This is a genomic window from Levilactobacillus bambusae, assembly GCF_003124125.1.
GTDB lineage: Bacteria > Bacillota > Bacilli > Lactobacillales > Lactobacillaceae > Levilactobacillus > Levilactobacillus bambusae.
This window is the reverse complement of the sequence record NZ_QCXQ01000001.1, coordinates 393,919-418,844: the sequence shown is the minus strand read 5'-3', so window position 1 is coordinate 418,844 and position 24,926 is coordinate 393,919. Positions and strand designations below refer to the sequence as shown.

The 24,926-nt window shown below is 43.5% G+C and carries 27 protein-coding genes and 1 other annotated feature; of the genes, 18 read left to right on the top strand and 9 right to left on the bottom strand.

Annotated features, from left to right (window positions below; translation table 11 throughout):
* Positions 1–71 precede the first annotated feature (71 nt).
* The 7 genes from DCM90_RS02220 (at position 72) to greA (ending at position 7,321) form a co-directional block, all read left to right on the top strand.
* Positions 72–569 carry an HD domain-containing protein gene (locus DCM90_RS02220; protein ID WP_109249723.1) on the top strand — a complete coding sequence of 166 codons (498 nt, stop codon included), beginning with the start codon at positions 72–74 and terminating at the stop codon, positions 567–569.
* A gap of 35 nt (positions 570–604) precedes the next feature.
* On the top strand, positions 605–985 hold the full coding sequence (locus DCM90_RS02215) for a winged helix-turn-helix transcriptional regulator (protein ID WP_109249722.1): 381 nt from the start codon (positions 605–607) through the stop codon (positions 983–985).
* Positions 986–1,011: 26 nt separating this feature from the next.
* Positions 1,012–1,230: a binding site (T-box leader), on the top strand.
* Between the two features lie 56 nt (positions 1,231–1,286).
* Positions 1,287–2,333 (top strand): phenylalanine--tRNA ligase subunit alpha, encoded by a 1,047-nt coding sequence (gene pheS, locus DCM90_RS02210; RefSeq protein WP_109249721.1) that lies wholly within the window; start codon positions 1,287–1,289, stop codon positions 2,331–2,333.
* 9 nt (positions 2,334–2,342) lie between these two features.
* Positions 2,343–4,754 carry a phenylalanine--tRNA ligase subunit beta gene (gene pheT, locus DCM90_RS02205; protein WP_109249720.1) on the top strand — a complete coding sequence of 804 codons (2,412 nt, stop codon included), beginning with the start codon at positions 2,343–2,345 and terminating at the stop codon, positions 4,752–4,754.
* A 116-nt stretch (positions 4,755–4,870) separates the two neighbouring features.
* Entirely contained in the window at positions 4,871–6,046 is a 1,176-nt protein-coding gene (gene mltG, locus DCM90_RS02200) for an endolytic transglycosylase MltG (RefSeq protein ID WP_109249719.1), read from the top strand.
* 29 nt (positions 6,047–6,075) lie between these two features.
* Entirely contained in the window at positions 6,076–6,753 is a 678-nt protein-coding gene (gene udk / locus DCM90_RS02195; RefSeq protein ID WP_109249835.1) for a uridine kinase, read from the top strand.
* Positions 6,754–6,847: 94 nt separating this feature from the next.
* Positions 6,848–7,321, top strand: coding sequence for a transcription elongation factor GreA (gene greA, locus DCM90_RS02190; protein ID WP_109249718.1), 474 nt, complete (start codon positions 6,848–6,850; stop codon positions 7,319–7,321).
* Positions 7,322–7,398: 77 nt separating this feature from the next.
* Here greA and DCM90_RS02185 read toward each other — a convergent pair whose 3' ends face one another.
* A complete protein-coding gene (locus DCM90_RS02185) occupies positions 7,399–10,029 on the bottom strand; it encodes a YfhO family protein (protein WP_225365941.1) in 2,631 nt (876 codons plus the stop codon).
* 166 nt (positions 10,030–10,195) lie between these two features.
* On the opposite strand from DCM90_RS02185, the gene DCM90_RS02180 reads away from it, so the two are divergent.
* The 7 genes from DCM90_RS02180 to DCM90_RS02150 all read left to right on the top strand — a co-directional run bounded on the left by DCM90_RS02180 (position 10,196) and on the right by DCM90_RS02150 (position 15,674).
* Entirely contained in the window at positions 10,196–12,295 is a 2,100-nt protein-coding gene (locus tag DCM90_RS02180) for a peptidoglycan D,D-transpeptidase FtsI family protein (RefSeq protein WP_109249717.1), read from the top strand.
* Positions 12,296–12,440: 145 nt separating this feature from the next.
* Positions 12,441–12,590, top strand: coding sequence for a 50S ribosomal protein L33 (gene rpmG, locus DCM90_RS02175; RefSeq protein WP_109249716.1), 150 nt, complete (start codon positions 12,441–12,443; stop codon positions 12,588–12,590).
* A 144-nt stretch (positions 12,591–12,734) separates the two neighbouring features.
* Positions 12,735–13,286: a 5-formyltetrahydrofolate cyclo-ligase gene (locus DCM90_RS02170; protein WP_109249715.1), complete on the top strand. Its 552-nt coding sequence runs from the start codon at positions 12,735–12,737 to the stop codon at positions 13,284–13,286.
* A gap of 15 nt (positions 13,287–13,301) precedes the next feature.
* Positions 13,302–13,973, top strand: coding sequence for a rhomboid family intramembrane serine protease (locus tag DCM90_RS02165; RefSeq protein ID WP_109249714.1), 672 nt, complete (start codon positions 13,302–13,304; stop codon positions 13,971–13,973).
* A gap of 39 nt (positions 13,974–14,012) precedes the next feature.
* Positions 14,013–14,222, top strand: coding sequence for a YqgQ family protein (locus tag DCM90_RS02160; protein WP_109249713.1), 210 nt, complete (start codon positions 14,013–14,015; stop codon positions 14,220–14,222).
* 24 nt (positions 14,223–14,246) lie between these two features.
* Complete coding sequence (locus DCM90_RS02155) at positions 14,247–15,221, top strand: ROK family glucokinase (RefSeq protein ID WP_109249712.1); 975 nt, start codon at positions 14,247–14,249, stop codon at positions 15,219–15,221.
* 57 nt (positions 15,222–15,278) lie between these two features.
* Entirely contained in the window at positions 15,279–15,674 is a 396-nt protein-coding gene (locus DCM90_RS02150; protein ID WP_225365940.1) for a rhodanese-like domain-containing protein, read from the top strand.
* A gap of 33 nt (positions 15,675–15,707) precedes the next feature.
* On the opposite strand, the gene DCM90_RS02145 is transcribed toward DCM90_RS02150, so the two are convergent.
* Complete coding sequence (locus tag DCM90_RS02145; protein ID WP_109249710.1) at positions 15,708–15,884, bottom strand: DUF3042 family protein; 177 nt, start codon at positions 15,882–15,884, stop codon at positions 15,708–15,710.
* Between the two features lie 125 nt (positions 15,885–16,009).
* Between DCM90_RS02145 and DCM90_RS02140 the strand changes: the two genes are divergently transcribed.
* From DCM90_RS02140 to glnA, 4 genes are all read left to right on the top strand, one after another.
* Entirely contained in the window at positions 16,010–16,765 is a 756-nt protein-coding gene (locus tag DCM90_RS02140) for a glycerophosphodiester phosphodiesterase (RefSeq protein ID WP_109249709.1), read from the top strand.
* A complete protein-coding gene (gene miaA, locus DCM90_RS02135) occupies positions 16,758–17,672 on the top strand; it encodes a tRNA (adenosine(37)-N6)-dimethylallyltransferase MiaA (protein ID WP_109249708.1) in 915 nt (304 codons plus the stop codon). Before DCM90_RS02140 ends, miaA begins: the two co-directional genes overlap by 8 nt.
* Before the next feature lie 89 nt (positions 17,673–17,761).
* On the top strand, positions 17,762–18,139 hold the full coding sequence (locus tag DCM90_RS02130; protein WP_109249707.1) for a MerR family transcriptional regulator: 378 nt from the start codon (positions 17,762–17,764) through the stop codon (positions 18,137–18,139).
* A gap of 36 nt (positions 18,140–18,175) precedes the next feature.
* On the top strand, positions 18,176–19,516 hold the full coding sequence (gene glnA, locus DCM90_RS02125) for a type I glutamate--ammonia ligase (RefSeq protein ID WP_109249706.1): 1,341 nt from the start codon (positions 18,176–18,178) through the stop codon (positions 19,514–19,516).
* A gap of 147 nt (positions 19,517–19,663) precedes the next feature.
* On the opposite strand, the gene DCM90_RS02120 is transcribed toward glnA, so the two are convergent.
* The 7 genes from DCM90_RS02120 to DCM90_RS02090 form a co-directional block, all read right to left on the bottom strand.
* Entirely contained in the window at positions 19,664–20,803 is a 1,140-nt protein-coding gene (locus tag DCM90_RS02120) for a site-specific integrase (protein ID WP_109249705.1), read from the bottom strand.
* Positions 20,804–21,150: 347 nt separating this feature from the next.
* Positions 21,151–22,023: a DUF6414 family protein gene (locus DCM90_RS02115; protein ID WP_109249704.1), complete on the bottom strand. Its 873-nt coding sequence runs from the start codon at positions 22,021–22,023 to the stop codon at positions 21,151–21,153.
* Positions 22,024–22,074: 51 nt separating this feature from the next.
* Positions 22,075–22,431 carry a hypothetical protein gene (locus DCM90_RS02110; RefSeq protein WP_109249703.1) on the bottom strand — a complete coding sequence of 119 codons (357 nt, stop codon included), beginning with the start codon at positions 22,429–22,431 and terminating at the stop codon, positions 22,075–22,077.
* A gap of 78 nt (positions 22,432–22,509) precedes the next feature.
* Positions 22,510–23,040 carry a hypothetical protein gene (locus DCM90_RS02105; protein ID WP_109249702.1) on the bottom strand — a complete coding sequence of 177 codons (531 nt, stop codon included), beginning with the start codon at positions 23,038–23,040 and terminating at the stop codon, positions 22,510–22,512.
* Positions 23,041–23,113: 73 nt separating this feature from the next.
* Positions 23,114–24,163 (bottom strand): hypothetical protein, encoded by a 1,050-nt coding sequence (locus DCM90_RS02100; protein ID WP_109249701.1) that lies wholly within the window; start codon positions 24,161–24,163, stop codon positions 23,114–23,116.
* Between the two features lie 12 nt (positions 24,164–24,175).
* Positions 24,176–24,448, bottom strand: coding sequence for a hypothetical protein (locus tag DCM90_RS02095; protein WP_109249700.1), 273 nt, complete (start codon positions 24,446–24,448; stop codon positions 24,176–24,178).
* 69 nt (positions 24,449–24,517) lie between these two features.
* Positions 24,518–24,922: an ImmA/IrrE family metallo-endopeptidase gene (locus tag DCM90_RS02090; RefSeq protein ID WP_133244314.1), complete on the bottom strand. Its 405-nt coding sequence runs from the start codon at positions 24,920–24,922 to the stop codon at positions 24,518–24,520.
* Between the last annotated feature and the right edge of the window lie 4 nt (positions 24,923–24,926).

The window sequence follows — 24,926 nt, the reverse complement described above, 5'->3', positions numbered from 1 at the left end:
TTTTTTTGAAAAATGGTTATTATAGTCATCAAATATATGTTAAGTGAGCAGTTGAAAAAAGGAGCCTATTTATGACCGAAACTTCTTGGAAAGATGATAAAGAATACGTGGCGTTAGTGGCTGACCTGTTAGAGAAGCCGGAAGTTAAGCAACTGGGCAACTATGTTCAGCATCACCATTCTACCCGATTAGATCACTCAATTTCGGTTTCTTATCAAAGCTATAAGATTGCTAAGCGACATCATTTGGATGTTCGGGCAACTGCACGAGCTGGGCTGCTTCACGATTTATTTTACTATGACTGGCGGAATACTAAGTTTGATTTAGGCTCCCACGCTTTTATTCACCCTCGGGTAGCGTTAAGAAACGCAGAGAAACTCACCGCACTTTCGCCTAAGGAAAAGGATATTATTCTGAAGCATATGTGGGGGGCAACGGCTGCTTTTCCGAAGTACCGGGAAAGCTACATCGTTTCGCTAGTTGATGACTACGAGGCCATTCATGAGTTTATGGGCCCGTTTCGGGGTCGCATTCAGCAGTGGATGGAAAAAATTACCCCAAACGCTTAAATCAAGAGAATGTTTTGCCTGAAGGAGGATGTTAAATGACTGAAGCAGTTGACCTAAAGAAGTCGGAAGCCACCGATGACTATTGTTTATGTCCCCGGTTTACCAAGACCTTCTCATTCTTAGGGAAGAAATGGAACGGGCTGATTATTGATGTCATCTTAGATGACGGGCCCCAAAGGTTTAAGGATTTAGCCCGACACGTACCAAAATGCAGTGACCGGGTTCTAGTAGAACGATTAAAGGAATTAGAGCAAATGGGGATTATCACCCGGCAAACGTTCCCTGACTCTGCGTTGATTCAGTATGATTTGACGGAAAAGGGTCGTGAATTAAAGGATGTTATGGCTGCAGTTCACCTGTGGTCTGAAAAATGGTGGGATGAAGATACGCTTGACGCTGTTCCACAAAACGGTTAGACTAAATTCATCAAACAAATGACAAACATAAAACGTTGACGGAAAATTAGTAGGCTAGTGGGCTTAATCAGAGACGATCTCACCCCGGTGAAAGGGATCGGTAAGCAGCTAGTTGAATTCATTTCCTGAGTTGAAGGTTGGAATCCCCCTGGGTGAATAACCTTTCCGGTACCAATGACCGTTATCATTGCTGAGTGTGGCTCTAGGGCCAAATCAGGGTGGTACCGCGATGCTTCGTCCCTCAATATGAGGGATGGAGCATTTTTTATTAGTTCGTTTGTTAAATAATGGAGGAGAATGTATGTCGTTACAAGATAACTTAAACGCCTTACGCGATGAAGGCCTTGCTAAGATTAAAGCAACGGATAATTTGAAGTCGTTAAACGACATCCGGGTCGCCCTTTTAGGAAAAAAAGGGAAAATTACGGAAGTCCTGCACGGTATGAAGAATTTGCCCGCCGAAGAAAAGCCAAAGGTGGGGGCGTTTGCCAATACTGTCAGAGATACGTTAACCGAAGCACTAACTAGTCAACGTGAAAAATTAGAGGAATTAGCTTTAGACGCTAAGTTAAACGCGGAATCAATTGATGTGACGCTCCCAGGTACTCCGGTAGCCGAGGGGGAACCACACGTCATTCAACAGATTATTGATCAAATGTGTGATCTGTTTATGGGCATGGGGTACCAGGTTCTTAGCGGACCGGAAGTTGAAGAAGAGCGGTATAACTTTGAAATGATGAACTTGCCTAAGGATCATCCCGCTCGTGATATGCAGGATACCTTCTACCTGTCATCAGAAATTTTAATGCGGACCCAAACTTCGCCGATGCAAGCCCGGACGTTAGAGACCCATGACTTCAGTCAGGGACCTTTAAAGATGGTTTCGCCAGGGGTAGTTTTCCGACGGGATACGGATGATCCAACGCATTCCCACCAATTCCATCAAGTTGAAGGCCTAGTGATTGATAAACATATCACCATGGCTGATTTAAAGGGGACGCTCCTATTGATGGTGCACGAACTCTTTGGTGAAAAGTTCAACGTTCGTTTACGGCCAAGCTACTTTCCGTTTACGGAACCTTCCGTTGAAGCCGACATTACCTGCATGAACTGCGCGGGTAAGGGCTGCAGTGTTTGCAAAAACTCCGGTTGGATCGAAGTCCTCGGGGCTGGAATGGTCCATCCTAACGTGCTGAAAATGGCGGGAGTTGATCCTGATGTTTACGGCGGTTTTGCGTTTGGGGTCGGTCCTGACCGGTTTGCGATGCTAAAATATGGGGTTGATGATATCCGGGACTTCTATCTAAATGATGTCCGGTTCTTAACCCAGTTTTCAAAGAAAGGTTAGGTCAGTAACGTGAAAATTCCTTATAAATGGCTTAAAGAATACCTCGATTTGGACGTTTCAGCGGCCGAACTTGGTGAAAAGATTGAACGGACTGCCGTTGAAGTTGATTCAGTAGCGAGTCCAAGCGCCGGAATGAAGAAGGTTGTGGTGGGGGAGATTGTCGCTATGGAACCCCATCCAGATTCCGACCATTTAAATATTTGTCAGGTGAATATTGGCGAGGCAGAACCCACGCAAATCGTTTGTGGCGCTCCTAATGCTCAGGTGGGTAAGAAAGTCATTGCTGCCTTATCAGGGGCCCGAATTGCGGATAACATCAAGATTAAGAAGTCCAAGATGCGGGGAGTGCAAAGCAACGGAATGCTATGTGCCCTCCAAGAAATCGGGTTCCCAGAATCCGTTGTTCCAAAGGAATATGTTGATGGCATTTACTTCTTGCCGGATGATGCCGTTCCTGGCGCTTCCGTTTTTCCGTACTTGGGAATGGACGACGATTTAATTGACATTGATGTGACACCAAACCGGGGTGACATGCTTAGTGTTTATGGTACCACCTATGAATTAGCGGCAATTTATGACCAAACCCCACGGTTAAATCACCCGGACGTGCCGGAAAATACCGATCAAAAGGCAGCTGATCTCATTACCGCTAACGTTGATAAGGACCTAGCGGCAATTTATAAGTTGCGGGTCGTTCAAAACATTGAGATTAAACCTAGCCCAATGTGGATGCAAATTAAGTTATGGGATGCTGGAATTCGGCCGATTAATAACGTGGTGGATGCAACCAATTACATCATGCTGAAGTATGGTCAACCCCTTCATGCTTTTGATCTCGATAAATTTCATGGAAAACAGGTTAACGTTCGTTTAGCTCAACCGAATGAAACGCTGACAACGTTGGACGGAAACGACCACGAAACGAACCCGAATGATATTGTAATTGCCAGTGAGGATGCACCCATTATGTTTGCTGGGGTCATGGGGGGCTTAAACACTGAAATTGATGACACTACTAAAAACGTTGTCATTGAAGCAGCTGTGTTCGATCCGATTCGGGTTCGGAAGACGGCTCAACGGCAGAACTTGCATACGGATGCTTCACAACGGTTTGAACGCGGGGTTAACCACGGTGGCGTGCAAGAGGCCCTAGATGCTGCCGCCCAGTTAATGCACGATCAAGCAAATGGACAGGTGGCTCAAGGGACAGTAACAGGGAGTGACCAAGACGTTCAACCCGTTCTAGTTGATATCACAATCGACCGAATTAATAAGGTTCTCGGAACGGAGCTAAGCGTGGCGGAAGTAACCTCGATCTTTACCCGGTTAGGTTTCGGAGTTGAAGAACACGCCGGACTTTACAGCGTTTCGATTCCTTCCCGTCGCTGGGATATTACGATTGATGCTGATTTAATTGAAGAGGTGGCACGAATTTATGGTTACGACAATTTGCCAACCACCTTGCCAACCGGACAAATGACGTTAGGCGTCCTGTCACCGGCTCAACGTCAAATTCGAGCTACGCGAACGTCCTTAGAAGCGGCTGGATTAAACCAGGCTATTTCATATTCGTTAACAACGGAGAAGAAGGCGGCGCAGTTTGCACTCCAACCTACGGCGTTAACTAAGTTAGCATGGCCGATGAGTTCCGATCATGCCTTCTTGCGGACCAGCCTAATCAGCGGACTGCTTGATGATGTGGCTTACAATGAGGCCCGGAAGGTAAAAAACGTGGCTCTGTACGAACAGGGACGTGTCTTTTACCGGGAGGATGATCAAATTCGGCCCACGGAAGAAGAACATGTGGCCGGAGTGTTAACCGGAACCCTTAACGATTCGACTTGGAACGATCATGAAGCTAAGGTTGATTTCTACCAGATGAAAGGAATTGTGGAGCATTTGCTTAGGGACTTAGCGGTTGTTGGTCCCGTTGAGTTTGAAGCGACTGCTGACTACCCAGATATGCATCCGGGCCGGACAGCTGCCATTTTCGTACATGGTCACCGGGTTGGGTTCGTCGGTCAAGTTCATCCGCGCGTTGAAAAACAGTGGAAAATTAGCGAAACTTACACGTTTGAGATGAACCTTCAAATGTTAATTGATATGCAAAAGAGTGACGATCAATACAACCCAATCTCTAAGTACCCGGCGATTACCCGGGACATTGCCATGTTAGTGGATGCTAACGTGACTAACCAACAGGTATTAGAGGTTATTAAGAAGCGTGGGGGGGCCCATCTTACCCAGGTGAAATTATTTGATGTTTACACGGGGAGTAAGCTCCCGGCAGATAAAAAGTCGTTAGCTTATACGTTGACCTATCAGGATAAAACGAAGACTTTAGTTGACGAGGATGTTACGAAGGCCTTTGAAAAGGTTGAGAAATTTTTGGAATCTGAATTAGACGCCGAAATTCGGTAGTTAAGGTTCCGTTTAAAAAGCGAGTTGTCGGTGGTTTCGACAGATGACTCGCTTTTTGTGAATGTTTTTGTTAAATCCAACAACTGACGGTGCTAGGCGAATGTTTTTTTAGTATAATGAAAAAGATTACGGTAAAGAACGGAGGAAATAATTTGAATAATGGAACGGAACCTACGCCACCGCGTTCCAGTGGTTCACAGAAGGGGCAAAAAAGCCCAATGAAACGCATGGTTCTCTGGGTGATTGGACTACTGATTGCTTTAGTTGTTGTTTTAGGGATTGTGGGGTACCGGTACTTTCAGGAATCCCTGCAACCGCTAGATAAGGATAGCGACAAGGTCGTCCAAGTCTATATCCCGCTGGGAGCATCAAATAACAAAATTGGGTCAATTTTACAACACGATGGAATTGTTAAGAGCGGAACGGTTTTTAACTATTACGTTAAGTCAAATAACATCAGTAATTTCCGCGCTGGATATTACCAGCTTAAGTCTTCGATGACGTTAAAAACGGTTGCCCAGCAGCTTGAACGGGGCGGATCCGCCGAACCAATCCAGAGTACTAAGGGTAAGGTTCTTGTCCGGGAAGGTGAAGGCATTAAAGATATTGCCGCCGGGATTCCGGTTACCACCGACTTTACGAAGGATGAGTTTTTAGCGCTGATGAAGAATAAACAGTTCATCAATTCTTTAGCCGTTAAATACCCTGATTTACTGGGTTCCGCAATGAAATCCGAAGGGGTTCGGTACCGGTTAGAGGGGTATCTTGCTCCAGCGACCTACACGGTGGAAAAGAAGGGAACCTTAAAACAGTTAGTAACTGAAATGGTGGCTAAGCGGAACGAGGAACTGAAGCCCTACTTTAAGACCATTCAAAAGAAGGACATGACCGTTCAAGAAGTCCTGACCCTTGGGTCCTTAATTGAACGCGAAGGGGTCACAAAGAGCGATCGGCGTAAAATTTCCGGAGTGTTCTTAAACCGGATTAACGCAAATATGCCACTTCAATCAGATATTTCAATTTTGTACGCTCTGGATAAGACGAAGAAGACGGTTACCTATAAGGATCTCAAGGTGGACTCGCCGTATAATTTATACGTCAACTCTGGATTTGGCCCGGGACCGTTTAACAATCCAAGTATGGAATCCATCTTAGATGTTATTCACCCGAGTGACGTTAAGAAGGGGTACTACTACTTTATTGCGAATACCAAAACGGGGAAGGTCCACTTCTCAAAGACCTACGCTGAGCACCAAAAGTGGACTAAGAAATACGAAGAAGATAATAAGTAAGCATGACTAAAGGACGGCGACAAACGGATATGGCAGATTTAAAGCAACGGCCGATTATTGTTGGGGTAACGGGCGGTTCAGGAAGCGGAAAAACGAGCGTCAGTCGGGCAATCTTTGATCAGTTGGCGGGACATTCAATTATGATTCTTCAACAGGATTCCTACTATAACGATCAAAGCGACATGACGATGGAGGAACGGGCGGCCGTAAATTACGACCATCCGTTGGCCTTTGACACGGACCTGTTGATTGAACAGTTAACCGATTTATTGGCGTATAAGGCCATTGAAAAACCGGTTTACGATTATACTACCCTCACTCGAAGCGATCGGACGGTTCGCCAAGAACCCCGGGACGTGATTATTTTAGAGGGAATCCTCATTCTAGATGATGCCCGGCTAAGGGATTTAATGGATATTAAGGTTTTCGTTGATACGGACGACGATATTCGCATCATTCGACGGATTCAGCGGGATATGAACGAGCGGGGGCGGTCGTTGGAATCCATTATTTCGCAGTACTTACAGTCGGTTAAACCCATGTACCATCAGTTTGTGGAACCGACCAAGCGATACGCGGACATTATCGTCCCAGAGGGTGCGGAAAATCACGTTGCAATTGATTTGTTAACGACGAAGATCCGAACAATTTTAGCGCAGAGTGGTCATGATCAAATGAACTTTGAGAATTTTGACACAACAATTTGATTTAAAAGGTAAAAATGATTGGCAGAACTGCAGGCAAGTGGTATTGTTTGTATTGCTGATTTAAACGAAATTTTATGAAACAGGGGTGTCCATTGTGGCAGACGAAAAAACTTACCCGATGACCGAAGAGGGTAAAGTAAAGCTAGAAAACGAATTAGAAGACTTAAAAATGGTTCAACGACCTAAGGTAATTGAACGGATTAAGATTGCCCGGTCCTACGGAGATTTATCTGAGAACTCAGAGTATGAGTCAGCTAAGGACGAACAAAGTATGTTGGAAAGCCGGATCTCTACGGTTGAGCACATGCTGCAATTTGCTGAAGTGATTGATCATAGTGCAACCGATGAAGATGAAGTTTCCGTTGGTAAAACCGTGACCTTCCAAGAGGGTGCTGATGAACCAGAAACCTATACGATTGTAGGTTCTGCAGAGGCTGATCCAATGAACGGTAAAATCTCGAATGACTCACCAATTGCCAAGGGACTCCTTGGTCACCATAAGGGTGAAGACGTGACAATTGATATTCCTTCTGGGGATATGGCCGTTAAAATTGTTGATGTGAAGTAAATTAACTGAAGTTCCTAAAAAGGATCCAGGAAATCGTTTGATTTCCTGGATCCTTTTTAGGTTAGAACTCAATGTCGTTAACGACGACGTTTTTGCCAAAGAATGGTGCCACAGACGGTGATCAGGCTTAAAAGACTCAGACAAATTCCAAGGGTCATGTATGGTGGCCAGTAGGTGAATTTAACGTGGTTCTTTCCCTTATTAATTTTGATGGCATTAAACATCTGCAAGGTTCGGTAAACCTTGACGGGCTTTCCATTTACAGTGGCGTGCCATCCCTTTGAGTAAGGAATCGAGGTGGCGAGAACCGATTTTCGATCGGTTCCAGTAACGTCTCCTTCAACCGTGTGACTATTAAAGTGGGTGACCTTAAGTTGATTCTGCTTTAAGTCCTTGAGGGAGTTAATAACGGCAGGGTTATTTAACTCGTAAAGGGTGAAGTTCTGTAACCACAGATTATTTTTCTTAAGGGTAATGGTTAGGGTTTGCGGTTTCCCTTTGGCTTGGTTAGCAACGTTGACTAAAATGGTATTTCGCCAATAATCATACTGGTGAAGCTTTTTACCGTTTAACGTAATGGTGGCGTTACTTGGGACTAGGCTAGCTCCAAAGGTAAAGTAATAAGAATTGTTGGTTTTAGGGGTAAACTTGAACTCAACCGTTGCCGGTTTTAAAATATCCTGCTTCGTTAGAATGGTTCCGGTGAGTTTGGTTTGGCGGGGGATGTTTTTAAAGTTGACTTCATCAAAGTTTTGAACGAGGTAACTTTGCTTATCACGGCTCTTACCCGTTAAAGCAGCCAACCAGTTAGCCTGGTACTGGGATGGATCAAGAGTCGTATTCTTTAGGGATAGAATCGCATCGTTGGCCGCGTACCCGAAGGCAAGAGCGTACGGATTCTGATGGGTTGTGGACATCGTATCCGTCGAAATGACAGGATAGCTCTTCAAGTCGGCCCGGGTAGAGTCTGAGACTAATACGCTGTTATCGTGTGTGATTGGACTATCCTTTTGTTCAAAGTAGTACTTATAGTTAAGCAAGGCATCTGTAATTAAGGTTCCGTTAGAATCAACAACGAATCCATCGCCATTGGGATTTCCCATTTGACCGTAGAAGGTGGGGACCTGTGCTTCGAAGGTTGACCCAAAGAAGGAGCCGCCGTTATAGCCAACCTGCATGGGATCTACTTTATCCCTTTGGAAGGTTTTGCCAATCCGATATAGTCCCTGGTCTTGATCTTGTACGGTATTGGTTATTTTCTGCAGTTCGTCAGTATACTGGCCGTACTGGGTCTGACTGACGTAACTGATATTATTGAGGGATAGTGATGCGTTCATGCCCATTTCAACGGTAACAAGGGCGAGAACGACCCAAGGGTAATAACCCAACCGTTGATGCGGAATAATAATTAAGGCGAATGCTAGGGCAAGGGCGACCGTTCCGTAAATCAAATGATCACGGTTGAGGTAGCCAAACTGGTTTAAGTTAAGGCTGACATATAGGGTGATTGCAATCACGACAGCTGCTACAATGGCAGTGGCCGCCGTATTTGGAATGAAATTGGGTTGCAGCGTTTTGGCCGCCAGTAAAATCATCCAAAAGCTAATCACAAATGAAAACCGGTAGGGGTACCAAACCGGAAATTGACCGGCGTGCCATAGAAGGTCGAGGGGTTGCAAAAAGACACTGAGAAATAACACGAGGGTAACGACCCCGGCAGCGATTCTTGATGCCAGCTTGGCGGAACCGTTAAAAAAGAAGTAAAGAAAGCCTAGAACCGCGAACGCTCCAATAAAGAGGTTGGGGGTACCGTGGGGCATTTGATTGAAATTAAAGCTACCCATGAAAAATTTACCGAATAACTTAGGGACGTTATACTCGGCGGTCCATTTCCACGTTTTAACGGTGTAAGTCGTCTTTCCCTCCGTCAAGGAATAGAAGGTTGGCAGAAGTATCCAAGCGGCCAGAAGAGCGCTTAAAATGGACGACCAAGCAAATTTAAATAACCGTTTAAACCAGTTGCGCCACGTTTCAAATTGATCGACGGTCCGCCACAGGAAATAGAGAATCGAAAATAGGCAAATCATGTAGGCCATGTAGTAGTTAATGATGAACATGAGGGTTAGCCAAAAAACATAATGTCTCACACGACCCGTTGCAATGAGTCGGTCAAGCCCTAAGATAATTAATGGCAGTAGGATCAAAGCATCCAACCACATCACGTTTAACTGGTTTGCAATGGCCCAGCCCATGAGTGAGTAGGCCGTGGAAAAGGCGATAGTCAGTGGACCGCGTTGGATTTTTTCTTGTTGCAACAGCCAGGCAAAGGAGAGCCCAGCACTCCCGTACTTAAGAACGGTAATGAGGAAGATGCCGCTGGTTAGCGTTGCTTTAGGAAAAAATAGTAATAGCAAGTTAAAGGGGCTCATTAAGTAGTAGGCGTATAGCCCAACGGATTCACCACCCAAAGCCTTCTCAAAGGAGTAGAAAAACTGGGTTGGATGGTGTAAGATAGTTCGCCGGAAAAAGGCGAAAAAATCAACGTATTGCTGACCTAAATCTACCGTGAGCAGACTATCACTACCAAAGGGAGCCATGCCACGGTATGCAAAGTAAATGGTCATCAGTAAAGCGGGTAACAAAAAACTTCCCAGCAGGGTCAAAAACTGCTGCTTTGTATGACCATGGTTCAACCAAATTTTACGCAAACGCGCCACCTCATTCTTTAAATATAGTAAACATTAGGTCTTAAACCTGTACAAGTTGCTTTCAAATATCTAGAATATCATAGAATACTTAAATTTCCTTGAGTAAACGTAACCGAGCTAAAAATTTGGTAAAATAGAAATAGATTAATAAGGAGCGTTTGTCGTTGTGAAAAATTTTTATAACCGAAAGGTGAATCGGAAGCGGCCCACCTCGAAAAAACCAAATTCGAAGTCTCGGATTCCCTTCCGGCTTAATATTCTCTTTTTTATTGTCGCCATTTTATTTGCGGCACTGATTGGTCAATTAGTTTATCTGCAAATTATTTATGGTTCTAAGTTTAAGGCCGAGGTTAATTCTTCGGATAATACCGTTGAAACTACAAACGTTCAGCGGGGAATGATCTATGATTCAACGGGTCGGGTCCTCGTTGGTAATAAAGCACACCAAGCAATTACATATACGAAGGGATCCAACGTTTTGTCGTCTGATCTGTATAAAATTGCAAACAAGCTGGGGACCTACGTCTCAGTTTCAACGGAAAAGCTGACTCCCCGTCAGGAAGCAGATTATTACCTCACGGATGAAAGTCGATTAAAGGCGGTTGAAAAAAAGGCCGGGGCAACTTCAAGCAACATGAGCGTCTCGGATCGATATGATAAAGCCGAAAAGTATTTGATGGATTCGAAGGCTGGCATTCCGTTAACCCACGCCCAAAAGAATGCCGCCGCAATTTTTGCTAAAATGAGTGGATCCTATGCGCTATCGACCACCAATATTAAGGATTCAGATGTGACCCAAAAGGAAGTTGCCGAAGTTGGGGAAAATCTGTCTGAAATGCCGGGGGTTAAGGTTGGGACAAGCTATACCAGAGACTACCCGTACGGGAAGTCCATTAAATCAATTATCGGAACGGTTTCTTCCGAAAAAACGGGGTTACCGTCGGACAAGGTAAATACCTTGTTAGCAAGCGGTTATTCGCGTGACGACAGTGTTGGGCAGTCGTACCTTGAGGAACAGTACCAATCCGTTCTTGCGGGGACTAAAAAGCAAACGTTAGTGACAACCGAAGCAAATAGTTCCCTCCAAAAGGAAGTCACTCAATATGGTGGTAAGAAGGGGGATAACCTCGAACTTTCCATTAACGCCAAGTTCCAAAATAAATTGCAATCCCTTGTCCGATCGGCTGCTGAAAGTGCCGGTGGGGTGAATACCGGGGTCTATGCCGTGGTTATGAATCCTTATACGGGTGCCGTCATTGGGATTGCGGGAGTGGATCAAAATCCGTCAACGGGCAAGATTACGGATAATGCCCTCGGAACAATTAATAATTCCATCGTAATGGGGTCCGTTGTGAAGGGGGCGATGGTTTCCGGTGCCCTCATGGAAAACGTGATCTCCCCAACGAATAGTACCCTGACGGATAAACCAATCGATATTGGGGGAACCAAAAAGGCATCCTGGTTTAATAAAACGGGGAGTGCTAACATGGCCGTTACGGCCTCTGAAGCCCTTGAAGTCTCGTCTAACTCCTATATGATGCAGCTTGCCATGAAGGAAGCCAAGTTTAATTACACCCCTGGTGGGGCATTAACGATGAACCCAAACGTGTTTGACACGGAACGGAAGTACTTCAATATGTTCGGACTGGGGGTCCAAACGGGGATTGATATTCCCGGAGAAAGTACGGGGATTGAAGGGGCCAGTGGGGCTGCCAACATTGGGCATGCCCTCGATGAATCTTTCGGTAACTACGATGCTTATACCGTGATGCAGGTTGCTCAATACATGTCCACGGTCGTCAACGGGGGTTATCGAATTGCACCGCACGTCCTTTCAAGCATTCGGAGTACTCAGTCTAACGGTCAACTTGGGTCAACCGTCTCAACGGTTTCTCCCCGGGTCTTAAATACCATTCCTTGGACAAGTGCCGAAAGAAAGGTTGTCACGGATGGATTCTATGACGTGGTCCATGGAACGAACACCTATAAGACGGGGGGATCAATGTCGTCAATTTCGCCATCGGTATCCGGTAAGACGGGAACGGCTGAAACCTTCTATAAAGGAAATTCAACGACGACCCTTTCGCTGGCATCCTACGCACCGTCGACTAAGCCACAGGTGGTGGTCGCCTTAGCCATGCCAAATATGAGTGACGAGGATGATTCCAACAATATGGCCCTCGCTAAACAAATTTACAGTGCTTACTGGGATATGGTTCAATCCAGCTCAAACTTAAAGTCTCAGGCATCCAGCTACGATGATTAAGCGGATAGGAATTAAACTGACTGTTAAGTAATTTTCCTTAACATATTTACAGAATTACTGGTAATTCGATCTGAAAAATGATAAGATATTACGAGTTAAGGGTCTTGACCCGAATTCTAAAAGTCAGTTGGGAGGTTTACCCACTATGCGCGTAAACATTACTATGGAATGTACTGATTGCCACGAACGCAATTATCTAACTAGCAAAAACCGTCGTAACAACCCGGACCGTCTTGAATTGAAGAAGTACTGTCCTCGTGAACGGAAGGTTACTTTGCACCGCGAAACAAAATAAGGCTTAGGCGCAGACCTGCGCCTTATTTTTTTATGGGACAATGAACAACAGAAATCCCAATTTTAAAGGGCGAGTAGCCGCGAGTGAAAAGCTCGTTGGCTACTCGCCCTTTATTGATGATTTTGGGGGAAATGAAGGCTAAAAATGATAACAGATAAGAAAACGGTTCGACAGACAGTTATTGCCCAACTTAAGTCCCTTCCTAAGCAGCAGCGGCGTCTGGAAGAGCAGGGGTTGATTGATCAATTAATGGCTAGCTCTGAGTGGCAACGAGCCGCCACCGTTGGCTTAACGATGAGCACAGCCATTGAGCTTGATACGGTGCCGCTGATTGTTGCCGCTTTGAACGCCGGCAAGCGGGTTGTGATCCCGCAAACCCGACCAAACCGAAAAATGGTTTTTATCGACTATGAAGCCGGACACGTTCCACTGAAACGGACGAGTTATGGCATTTTAGAACCGGAAAATGGCCGGGAAGTCCCCGCAGATGACATTGACTTAATTATCGTCCCCGGACTGGCGTTTATTCCCAGTGACGGAACGAGGTTAGGTTTTGGAGCGGGATACTACGATCGTTACCTAGCGACGTATTCAGGATCGACGATTGCACTGGCACGCTCACCCCAAATTTACTTGACGGCTGAGTGGCCCGTTGAATCGTTTGATGTTAAACTAAAACGGATTATCACGAATTAGACTGGGGGTGACAAAATGCAGCAGCTAAACAGATTAAACCGCCAGCCTTGGGTCACCGAACTTTTACTGGTCGCAATGGTCGTGATGTTTATTATTGAAACCCTTGCCGGCGGAAGTGAGAGTACCTCTGTATTGATCATGTTAGGGGCCAAGGTTAACCCCTTAATTCAAGCGGGTGAGTGGTGGCGATTAATTACTGCAGCCTTTTTGCATATCGGGTTTACCCACTTGCTGATTAACGGGATTACTTTTTATTACCTGGGCTCTGAAATTGAACGCCTCTTTGGGCATTGGCGGTTCACGGTCATTTTCTTAGTGTCGGCAATTGGCGGTAATCTAGCCAGTTTTGCCTTCTCAAACGCCATTTCTGCGGGTGCCAGTACGGCAATCTTTGGGTTGTTTGGGGCCTACTTAATGTTAGGGGAATCCTTTTGGGAGAACGCCTACATTCGCCAGATGACGAAAACGTTTCTGCTTTTCATTGGAATGAATCTGGTAACGGATATTTTCATTCCCGGGGTCGACCTCATGGGCCACTTAGGGGGGCTAACTGCCGGATTTTTGGTAGCGTATTCAGTGGAAAATCCTAAAACTGGTCCAATTAGTATATATAAGAGAATTACGGCGTCTATCGTACTGATTATTGGATTGGTATGGCTGTATTTACGCGGGATGAACGGATTTTAAGTCATAAGGTTCGTGCATTTTTCGGAAGGATGTGGGACAATGAAAACGTTATATGATGTGCAGCAGTTGCTAAAGCAGTTCGGGATTTATGTTTATCTGGGTAAGCGGATGTGGGATATTGAAGTGATGGCCCTTGAATTAGATCATCTCCATCAGGCACGAGTGATCGATGATAAAACGTTTGCACGAGCAAAAATCGTGTTAACCCATGAACACCGAATTGAAGAACAGCTGGCCAGAAAAAATTAATTATCCTACTGGAGGGATCAACCCATGAGCAAGAATTTAATCGGTATCGATTTGGGCGGTACGACAACAAAAATGGCCTTTGTTTCACCAGACGGTGACATTATGAACAAGTGGAAAATTCCAACGGACATTAGTGACGAAGGTGGCCACATTGTTCCTAATATCATTGATTCAATTCAGCAGGAGATCAAAGATTCTAACTTTTCCATTGATGACTTTACTGGAATTGGAATGGGAACTCCTGGTGCCGTGAATATCGATGCTGGTACTGTGATCGGGGCCTATAATTTAAACTGGGTAAAGAAGCAGAACGTCCGGGACCAAATTCAGGGTGCCTTGGGATTACCATTTGTATTAGAAAACGATGCTAATGTGGCAGCCTTAGGTGAATACTGGAAGGGCGCTGGTGAACGGGATAACGACGTGGTGTTCGTTACCCTTGGAACAGGTGTCGGTGGCGGGGTCATCCTTGGTGGCCATCTCATCCACGGTATTAATGGGGGCGCCGGTGAAATTGGTCACGTAACGGTTGAACAAGATGGGTATCAATGTACCTGTGGTAAAAAGGGTTGTTTAGAGACCTACGCTTCCGCAACGGGTGTCGTACACGTTGCTTCAGACATGGCAGCCGAATTTACCGGAACTTCACGGTTAAAGGAAATGGAAGATAGCGGCGAAGACATTACGTCTAAGATTGTCTTTTACTTAGCGGATAACGGTGATATTTTAGCTAATCAAATTGTTGACCGGGTAACCCGGTACTTAGGGTTGGCGCTTGGAAACGTAGCAAACACCATTAACCCAGCGAACATTATTATTGGGGGTGGGGTTTCAAACGCCGGAAACACGTTACTCCAACCAACAACCCGGTACTTCCAAGAAACTGCGTTTAAGTCAGTCCGTGACTCGACTAAGCTACGGTTAGCTCAACTAGGTAATGATGCTGGAGCCATTGGGGCCGCTTCGTTGGCACTTCAATACGCTAATAAAATGAACTAAATGGTTAATTATATTTTGTAACAACATTTGGAAGGATAGATGAGGTTGATTTTAGGAATGTCTACGATGACGGTGTATTACTACATCATTTTGATCGTATTAGTTGCATGGGCTGGCTGGCGGTTATGGACTGATTTTCAGGCCCGCCGAGCAGCGAAGTACTTGAACAACGATGAATTTAGCAAGGGCCTGCACGATGGCCAGATTGTTGATTTGCGGGAACGTAAAGATTTTAATGCGGGACACGTTTTGGGTGCCCGTAGTATGCCGTATTCTATGTTCAAGACGTCATATCAGCAACTTCGCCAGGACATGCCAGTGTACTTATATGATCAGGGGAAGAGTTTAAGTCGTCGGGCAGCTGTATTACTAAAGAAGAACGGCTTTACGGAGATTTACATTTTAAACCATGGTTTTGTGCGGTGGGACGGTAAAACCAAGGCCGCTAAATAAATAAAAAGCGAAGCCGACTGGCTTCGCTTTTTATTATCCATTATGAGCAGAATGAGCTTTGCGCTGAGCTTTAATTCGGTTTTGATCGAAACGATCTTCTTCCTCTTCGATTGGCTCAACAACCGTTTTCTTGAATGAGAATAATGCCCCCGCTACTGCACCGGCAGTAGCAACGGTGCCAAATAAGAAACCCTTTACGAATTTATTCATTGTGCACCTCCTAAATAAATTTGGTGGATAAAATGCTTCATATCTATTATGCTTGTTTTAACGCCAGATATCCAGTTTGATGCAGGATTAATTTATTAAGGCATTAGTGAGAGAGGTCTTAAAGGATGTTTAACCGACAAAAAACGATGGTGATTGCCCACCGCGGAAGTAAGGGAACCCGGCCGGAAAATACGTTGCCGGCGTTTCAAACTGCCATAGACGACGGGGCGGACGGAATTGAAACGGATGTGCACCTGTCAATGGACGGCCACTTAATTGTTATTCATGATGAGAAGGTTGACCGAACGACTGATGGTTCCGGGTACGTTAAGGATCTTACGCTGGCGCAAATTAAGGCATTAGATGCGGGCAGCTGGTATTCTAAAAGGTACCGGGGAACCCGGGTGCCAACACTGGCTGAAGTGGTTCAGTTATTGATTGACAATCACTTTACCGGGATTTTCAACCTTGAATTAAAAACCAATAAAATTCACTACGATGGGATTGAACAATTGGTGGGAGATTTTTTCAAACGGACACCGGTTCCGTTTCGATTGGTCTTTTCCAGTTTTAATAAGAAATCGGTGCTGACGATGCATGCGTTAATGCCGAATGCCCAGTACGCAAAGCTGTTTTCTACTAACGGCCGCCAAGCGGAACGAATGGTTCGCCAACATGAAGCTGATGGATTACATCCGGACATTCGCTGGGTACGAGAACACCGGTTTTTCTTGCCTCATATGCAAATGCGCCCGTGGACGGTTAATTCCAATCGGGACATGACGTATTGTTTTAAACGGCACTTTGCTGGGATTATTACGGATTATCCCGGTCGGGCAGTTGCCCTACGCCAACAAATACAGGGGGATTTTCATGACTAAAGTTTTGGCAGTTGTTGGTCCAACCGCGGTGGGGAAAACCGGCCTTGCCATCCAAATCGCCAATAAATTCAACGGTGAAATTATTTCGGGCGACTCAATGCAAATTTACCGGGGGCTCGATATTGGAACGGCTAAAGCAACGAGTGAAGAACAAGCGGCCGCCAAACACTGGCTAATTGACATTGCGGACGTTCACGACCGTTATTCTGCGGCGGATTTTACTACTCAGGCAGCTGATAAAATTTCGGATATTACGAACCGTGGTAAGCTCCCGATTATTGCGGGGGGCACCGGATTTTATTTGCAGGCACTATTAGATGGGATGCAATTGGGCGGCGACGCTTATACGGACGGCGCGGTTCGCGAGAAATGGCTGAATGTTGCCCGCCGGGAGGGGAATCAAATGGTTTGGAATCGGTTGAACAGTCTGGATCCCGTGGCCGCAACTAAAATTCCGGTTAAAAATGTGCGACGGACCGTTCGGGCGCTTGAAGTCATTGAAACGACGGGCCACTTATTTTCTGATCAACAAGATGAAGCGGGAGCATATGATAGCTTGATTATTGGGTTAAATACCGATCGTGCCCGGCTTTATTCCCGAATTAACGAGCGAGTCGAGATGATGTTTCGAAATGGTCTCCTTCAGGAAGCAAAATGGCTTTACGACCAAGGCGGCGTCGCGCTCCCGGCAGGCAAGGGCATTGGGTACCGTGAATTTCAAGATTACTTTGAAGGGCATGGTGAGCTTAACGACGTGGTAGAAAAAATCAAATTGGACTCCCGGCACTATGCCAAGCGGCAGTTAACTTGGTTTCGCAACAAAACGGCGGCAACGTGGTTTGACCTGGTCCAGCAGCCGGAAACGGTGACGGAAATTGAAGCGCTGGTTTCCCACTGGTTAGACTAAAATGCGGTTCATGTTATAAAACATGACATGAGAAGATTGACATTCAATGGACAAGTGGTATGATGAAAAACGTTAAGGGGGCTACATAGATGAGTGAAAAGGAATTACGCCGTTCCTTATCTGTCTTGCCGATCGGAACCGTTATGAAATTAACGGATTTGACCGCCCGACAGATCCGCTATTACGAGCAGCAGGACTTAGTTTTCCCGCAGCGAAATGATGGTAATCGGCGCATGTATTCTCTTAATGATATTGATCGGCTGCTAGAAATTAAGGATTACTTAGATGAGGGCATTAATATAGCCGGCATTAAGAAAATCTATGAGCAGCAGAAACGAGAAAGACAAAAACGTCAATCGGAACGGGAACGACAGTTAACGGATCCCGATGTCCGCCGGATTTTGCGGGATGAATTGATGAATTTGGGCGGATTGGGTGACTACGACCAGCTGCACCCAGGAAGTTAATCGACTGGCTGGCACATTGAGGGAGCGTGAATTGGCATGGCAAGAAAGAACTATACTAAAGAAGATATTCGGCAAATGGCGATTGATGACGACGTTAAGTTTTTACGTCTAATGTTCACGGATTTATTTGGAACCATCAAAAACGTGGAAGTCCCAATCAGTCAGCTAGCAAAACTACTTGATAACGAAATTATGTTTGATGGCTCTTCAATCGACGGTTTTGTCCGGATTGAAGAAAGTGATATGTACCTCATTCCTGATCTATCAACGTGGATGGTCTTCCCATGGAGTAGTGAACGGGGCAAAATCGCCCGGGTCATTTGTGAAGTAAGAAAGTCCGACGGTGAAATGTTTGAGGGGGACCCCCGAAACAACTTAATTCGGGTTCTAGATGACATGAAGAAAGCCGGATTTACATCGTTTGATATTGGACCAGAACCAGAATTCTTTCTCTTTAAAATGGATGCCGATGGTAAACCTACCCTTGAATTAAACGATAAGGGAAGCTACTTTGATATGGCACCCCTCGACCTTGGTGAAAATTGCCGGCGTGATATTGTATTAACCCTTGAAGAAATGGGCTTTGACGTCGAAGCAGCCCACCATGAAGTGGCGCCTGGCCAACACGAAATTGACTTTAAGTATGCCGATGCGTTGGAAGCGGCTGATAACATTCAAACCTTCAAGCTAGTGGTTAAGACGGTTGCCCGAAAGTATGGGCTGTTTGCCTCCTTCATGGCTAAACCGCTGAGTGGAATCAACGGCTCTGGGATGCACTTAAATATGTCGCTATTTAATAACGACCAAGATGCCTTCTATGATGAGACGGGTGACTTACAGTTATCTGAAACGGCCTACTTTTTCTTAGGCGGGCTGCTGAAACACGCCCGGAGTTTCACCGCAATCTGTAACCCAACCGTTAATTCCTACAAACGGTTAGTTCCAGGTTTTGAGGCGCCCGTGTACGTTTCCTGGTCCGGGTCCAACCGGTCACCGTTAATTCGGGTCCCAAGCGACCGGGGTAACTCAACCCGGCTGGAACTCCGGTCGGTTGACCCAACGGCGAACCCATACCTAGCCATTGCTTCCGTTTTGGAAGCAGGCCTAGATGGGTTGAAGAATGAAATTCAACCGGAGGATAGTATTGATCGGAATATTTACCGGATGAACGAAGCAGAACGCCGGGAAAATCATATTTTGAACCTGCCAGATACCTTGCATAACGCACTAAAAGATCTGGCTGCGGATGATGTGATGAAGGAAGCAATGGGTGAACACCTATACGAAAGCTTTATTTCCGCCAAAAACATGGAATACAACTCGTACCGCACCCAAGTTTCCCAGTGGGAACGGGATCAGTATTTGGAATTGTATTAACATATAAATCGATAGAAGCCTTGATACAACTGGATTCCAGCTGTATCAAGGCTTCTTTTTTTATGCCCCATTTTAGGCATGATTTGGGGTAACTAATAGCGAAAATAATAGGTGCTTTTTAGAACTTCCCACAAAACTTCCCACAAATTAGAGGTTGTTGATGTTTTTCTCGAAAGTATCAGCTAGTTTTTGGTCGTTATCATCTACTGCGTGGGAGTAAATATCCAATGTAGTTTTAACCGATGAGTGACCAAGTCGTTTAGCAATATCAACAGGGTTCATTCCATCATTCATTAAAATGCTAGCTTGAGTATGACGAAATGAATGGATAACATAGTGCTTGTCTGTTAGACCAGCTTCTTTAAGAACTGCCTTCATTTTTTTATTACAGTGGTCAGCTATCAATGGATGGTTTCGCAACCCCGTAAAAACTTTGATGGGATGTGGACCCTTAGACTTTAAGTTCTTTTTCTGCTGGTGAATATGATATTTTTTTAAAAGGTCAACTAAGGATTGTGAAATACTGATAGTTCTCACGCTATGAGGGGTCTTGGTTGGTCCGTCCACTTTGATTCGGCTTCGGCGAATACTAATGGTGTGCCTGTTAAAATCAATATCATCCCACTCTAACCCTAATGCTTCGCCACGACGCATACCGGTGTATTCGATCGTCAGAAAGAAAACACGGAAGTCAATCTCGACAACATGCAGTGCATCATTAAATTTTTTTAGATCCTCAGGTGTAAAAGCCTGTCGGGTATGCGAAGCTGGCAAAGAGATGTTCTGAAGTCGATTACGAGGGATGATGTCGTTATTGACTGCATCATTTATGATTTGCATTACCTTTGAATGAATAACCCGAACAGTAGAGGGAGATACCTTTTCAGATAATGGGTTAATGAATGTTCGAAGATATATATTCATAGTTAGTGTTCGAAGCTTGTATTGGCCTATATAGGGAAGTATATAGTGATTGATGGCTTCACGATTTGAGATAATGGTGTTAGGACGCCACTTTGGTAGATGAGCTTTAAACCATAGTTGGGCATAGCTTTTCATGGTGACTTCTGAGTTCTCGATAATGGTTGCATTATTCTCAGATATTTTAAGCTGTATCTTTAGCAGTTCTTCGTTAGCTATCTTAGCCGTTGTGAAGCCTCGTAATTGTTTCTCGTGGCGTTTACCAATCTCATCGTAATAGTTATAACGAAATCCCCAAAACGTCTTAGAATGCGATTGATAGTTAAATACGTGAGGGTACTTTCTAGAATAATTTAATTTAGCCATTGTAGGTTAACTCCTTTGCTAAAAATTGATGACAGATCTATCTGATAAAAAGGATTATGTTAATGTAGGTGCTTGACATTAAAGAACGTATGTTTGTTTAGCTTTCAAAAAAAAGAGCCATTACTGGCTACTAAAAACTGTTCAATTGGTAAGTTAAGCTATATACTAATTAAGAGGGGGTCTTTCTATGCATCTTTTTAGAGGCAAACAAAGAAATCGTGACGCTGAGAAATTTAATAAGTTCACAGCTGAAGTAGACGGGCACTTTCACCAAAGTAAATCAAAGCAAAAAGAAATCTTACAACACAATGACCTAATTCAATCTCAGGTTGAGAAACGAATGAATGTTATTCGAAATAGATAGCGACTGGTTTTATTAACCGGTCGTTATTTTTTATGAATTTTTCACCCAGTACACTCAATAAGAAAAAATTAGATTTAGCTGCGAAGTCTGTAATGCCTGACAAGTCATCATGTTCGGTAAAAGAGTCCATGTCCATATCTGATTCGCTAACTCTGGCTTCCACAATACCAAAAACCTTTATTTTTGATTTTCGTAAAGAAAGCATTTTTCGTTGGGTTGAATTCATTCTGAAATTTTTCGACTCGGCAAATACGACACCATCCTCAATAGATAAAAGATCAGTTCCTTTCGTAACCTCTCTATAGACATTGGCAATACTGGAAATTTTATCAAGTGAGTCTAATTGGTCCTGTAATTCTGTAGGCGAAATATCACCGCCCTGATCTTCAATAAGTTTTTTAAAATCTGGATTGCTTGTTAACGCTTGTGTTTCCTCAAAATCAAAGATTTTATAAGGCGAATCCACAAGTATAAAACTTCCAGCTGGATGATTTACGCCCCTTTTATCAGCATATAGTTGACCAGAAGCCCTTAATTCTTTCAAAATAATATCCACGGCGTAATCATTGTAAACGGTATCTGCGGCTTCTTGACTAATGCTTTGATTAATATCCTGGATACTATTCTGAGCGGATTCGGTATAACCGCCTTCAGCCTTAATAAATGTGCTTATTCCGCCAGATCCTTGATGTGTTTTAGTTTTTGAATTTGATTCCGTGTTGCCTGATAGAGCTTGTTGCATATCATGTATTACTGTGGTTAATCCATTATCTAATTGAGCCAATATGGAATTTAATTCAATTTCATCGATATAAATGAACTCTTTAATAGTCTTGGTTCGCTGATTCTGTGCCATGTTTAAACCCCTTTTATTTAGTTAATTTAACCCGGTGAGGGGTCGGTCCGCTTATCTTGCAGCCTTGTACCAGTGCTTGGTGCCGCTTGGTACCATGTAGAAGTAACGATGGCTGTGCTTTAATGAGCCGGACTTTACGATCCAGCCACCAGTACTCATGATGTTGCTTGAACGGTATAGTCTGGTGCCTTTTTTGATGATTTTGTGAGAACTGATGCGATTAGCTGCTTCATACTTACCTGTGTGGATACGATAAACTTTGACTCGCTTAGTCGTTTTGACGTAGTGGGTGGCTTGACTGGCGTATGACTTACCGCTGAGGTAGCTGCTGGCTTGGGTCACTGTAGGTGCGCTAAGTGTTAAGAGTGCCAGGACAGCAGTTGATGTAATGATGTGATTGATCTTCATGATGTTTCCTCCCTGAATATTCATTAATGGAGCAAAGCCCTCCAGTGGAGTCGAACCATCGCATACCGGGGTGGGGAACTAGTTATTTTTCGGGTTTTTGGTACTTAATGTATACTTTCCAAGTTGCTCAGTAGAGATAATGTTGGTTTCGTAATCTTCAGTCCATTTTTTTCTAATGGTATAGTGACTATCATCGATTTTTGTAAGCAACTCAAAACCATTGTATAAATTTTCATCATATCCATTGAGGTATATTTGTTGCTCACTTTTTGAATCTTTGTATTCGACAACAAGAAAAGCAATTCCCCCAAAGATGATGGCAATTATGGTACCTATGAATACATAGGGGTTATGTTCGATCCAGAGCGGTACCAGAGAACAAAAAATACAAAATAGAGCTACTAACATTAACGAAATAAATGAGTATAAATGTAATTTAGCTCGCTCTGTCTTAGAAATTAAACGTTTTTCAACAGGGCTTAGTTTATTCCATACATCTAAGCCGGTAAGTAACCGAATAAGGAAGGCAACAAGCGAAATTATCAAACCAATGGCCGATATAGCAATAGTTATATTTTGAACATTTATATTTTTAAAAATATAAAACACTCCTTATCCTATCAATTTTTGAAAAATTCCCACCAGCGGAATCGAACCGCTGATGATCACCAGACATAGGATATTATGATCCGAAATAATCATGGAAATCTGTGCGTATCGTGGCAAACTGTTTCTTGATTGTTTTATCAGTTAAAATATCAAGATCAGAGTAGAGCGTTAATTCTTGTTCGGTGAAGTATTGTTTCCATAAGGTATCTGAGCCATTATCAGCAAAATTATATTTTTCAAAAAGTTCATCGTCCGTAGATATTTCCCACATCAGTTCGGGAAAATTTGGATCCTGATGATCTTTGGAAATATCCTTCAAGGTAAACTGATCTGTGGTTAATACACTTTGACCTAATTTAACAAGTACAAATTTGAGCTGATTATTATCTTCTTGAATGACAACATAAAAGTATCCAAAGTGCGGATGTCCCTTTTGAGTTGTAAATGCATTGATTTCCTCGTTGGATAAGTTAAAAACTGGTTTGCAAATAGTAGGGTCTCCACGCATTTTAAAAAATTTAATAGCATTTGTAAAAGTGAATTCAAAAATTTTATTATCAACTGTTATAATTTTTTCTTGTTCACTACTTGAAGCAGTTGTCGTTGATTCAACATTTACTTTTAATTTCTGATACAAAAAGTTTGTTGAGGCAGACGAATTATTTTTAGGAATAGCGAGATAAGTGGCTTTTACATGGCCACTATTTAATTTTAAACGAAAGGTTATTATTCCAGTACTATGGAAAACATTAGAATGTACAGAGTCTTCTTTTTGATTAATATTTACTCCATAATTATCACCAGTTCGAAGAGTGATTTTTATGGAATTCGGTAAGATCTCTAATGGCAATGCTTGTTTTGCAAGAATGATACTACTAGACGAAACTACGTTACTAAGTCTAGCAAGTTTGTTCGATGTGTCAGACAGTATATAAGCCAGTAAACCAATAATGATGGTACTGGCAAATGAAACTCCAGCAATTACATTTGCGATGTTTGATCCATACCGTTCTGAGTATATCCAAATGATGTATTCAATAATAGCCCAGATAACTAATCCTGCTATTAAGTAAATAATGTAATGATGATTTTTTTTGTTAATTATAATGATTCTCCCTATCAAATAGTAATTTATTTAATGCCAAATATGTCCACATGAAAGACAACGATACTCCGTTGTCTTTTTATGTACACCAGTAGCCAAAAGTGAAGTACCGACTGTAGCAAACCCCAAAGCTACTTTGGCTTTAGATTTCTTAGCCTTTTTCTTTTCTTTAGTATTAAATACGGTAAGTGGATGTGTAGGATTAAGATTTAATGATGTTTTTGCTGTTGTCTTGGTATTTATTTCCGATACAGTAACGTTTGCGCTTTTACATTTTGGACACACCAATTTTTTACCAAACATAAATAGATTTCCCTCTTAATTTTTTATTCTTTTATTGGACGAATTTTTTTATAAATTGAAACTATTTCACTATGAACAGTAGGCTTCATGAATTGCATTAACTACAACAGGGTATAGGTGTCCTGGTATAGCAAAACTTTCCATGAAGTCATAAGCGTTTATATATTCTGGCTCCTTATCTTCAAGATAATAGGGTAGGAGCTTTTTTATTGCCCAAGTATGGGCACTTTTTTCTAATTTACTGTCCGAGTAAATCGAGGTAAAAGCTAAGGGACGAGCTGCATCGTCATTATGGATGACGTGACCAATTTCATGCGCAAACTGTAGTGGAATTTGTTCTGGAATGTAGTAACGCGTATTAATGATGACTGTACGCAACTTAACCTTAGTTATTGAAACGGTTGTTACTGGCAAATCTTTGGTAAGAATTACATTGATCTGATGATCAAACGCATAATTCATGAGGTCAGTCATGATT

What these genes read in the sequence shown, in the direction of transcription:
- pheS (WP_109249721.1), top strand. Translation starts at nt 1,287, where the DNA reads ATGTCGTTACAAGATAACTTAAACGCCTTACGCGATGAAGGCCTTGCT.
- DCM90_RS02150 (WP_225365940.1), top strand. Translation starts at nt 15,279, where the DNA reads ATGTCTACGATGACGGTGTATTACTACATCATTTTGATCGTATTAGTT.
- DCM90_RS02215 (WP_109249722.1), top strand. Translation starts at nt 605, where the DNA reads ATGACTGAAGCAGTTGACCTAAAGAAGTCGGAAGCCACCGATGACTAT.
- DCM90_RS02145 (WP_109249710.1), bottom strand. Translation starts at nt 15,884, where the DNA reads ATGAATAAATTCGTAAAGGGTTTCTTATTTGGCACCGTTGCTACTGCC.
- glnA (WP_109249706.1), top strand. Translation starts at nt 18,176, where the DNA reads ATGGCAAGAAAGAACTATACTAAAGAAGATATTCGGCAAATGGCGATT.
- DCM90_RS02130 (WP_109249707.1), top strand. Translation starts at nt 17,762, where the DNA reads ATGAGTGAAAAGGAATTACGCCGTTCCTTATCTGTCTTGCCGATCGGA.
- DCM90_RS02170 (WP_109249715.1), top strand. Translation starts at nt 12,735, where the DNA reads ATGATAACAGATAAGAAAACGGTTCGACAGACAGTTATTGCCCAACTT.
- miaA (WP_109249708.1), top strand. Translation starts at nt 16,758, where the DNA reads ATGACTAAAGTTTTGGCAGTTGTTGGTCCAACCGCGGTGGGGAAAACC.
- DCM90_RS02110 (WP_109249703.1), bottom strand. Translation starts at nt 22,431, where the DNA reads ATGAAGATCAATCACATCATTACATCAACTGCTGTCCTGGCACTCTTA.
- rpmG (WP_109249716.1), top strand. Translation starts at nt 12,441, where the DNA reads ATGCGCGTAAACATTACTATGGAATGTACTGATTGCCACGAACGCAAT.
- DCM90_RS02160 (WP_109249713.1), top strand. Translation starts at nt 14,013, where the DNA reads ATGAAAACGTTATATGATGTGCAGCAGTTGCTAAAGCAGTTCGGGATT.
- udk (WP_109249835.1), top strand. Translation starts at nt 6,076, where the DNA reads ATGGCAGATTTAAAGCAACGGCCGATTATTGTTGGGGTAACGGGCGGT.
- DCM90_RS02140 (WP_109249709.1), top strand. Translation starts at nt 16,010, where the DNA reads ATGTTTAACCGACAAAAAACGATGGTGATTGCCCACCGCGGAAGTAAG.
- DCM90_RS02115 (WP_109249704.1), bottom strand. Translation starts at nt 22,023, where the DNA reads ATGGCACAGAATCAGCGAACCAAGACTATTAAAGAGTTCATTTATATC.
- DCM90_RS02090 (WP_133244314.1), bottom strand. Translation starts at nt 24,922, where the DNA reads ATGACTGACCTCATGAATTATGCGTTTGATCATCAGATCAATGTAATT.
- DCM90_RS02120 (WP_109249705.1), bottom strand. Translation starts at nt 20,803, where the DNA reads ATGGCTAAATTAAATTATTCTAGAAAGTACCCTCACGTATTTAACTAT.
- DCM90_RS02095 (WP_109249700.1), bottom strand. Translation starts at nt 24,448, where the DNA reads ATGTTTGGTAAAAAATTGGTGTGTCCAAAATGTAAAAGCGCAAACGTT.
- DCM90_RS02155 (WP_109249712.1), top strand. Translation starts at nt 14,247, where the DNA reads ATGAGCAAGAATTTAATCGGTATCGATTTGGGCGGTACGACAACAAAA.
- DCM90_RS02220 (WP_109249723.1), top strand. Translation starts at nt 72, where the DNA reads ATGACCGAAACTTCTTGGAAAGATGATAAAGAATACGTGGCGTTAGTG.
- DCM90_RS02165 (WP_109249714.1), top strand. Translation starts at nt 13,302, where the DNA reads ATGCAGCAGCTAAACAGATTAAACCGCCAGCCTTGGGTCACCGAACTT.
- mltG (WP_109249719.1), top strand. Translation starts at nt 4,871, where the DNA reads ATGAAAAAGATTACGGTAAAGAACGGAGGAAATAATTTGAATAATGGA.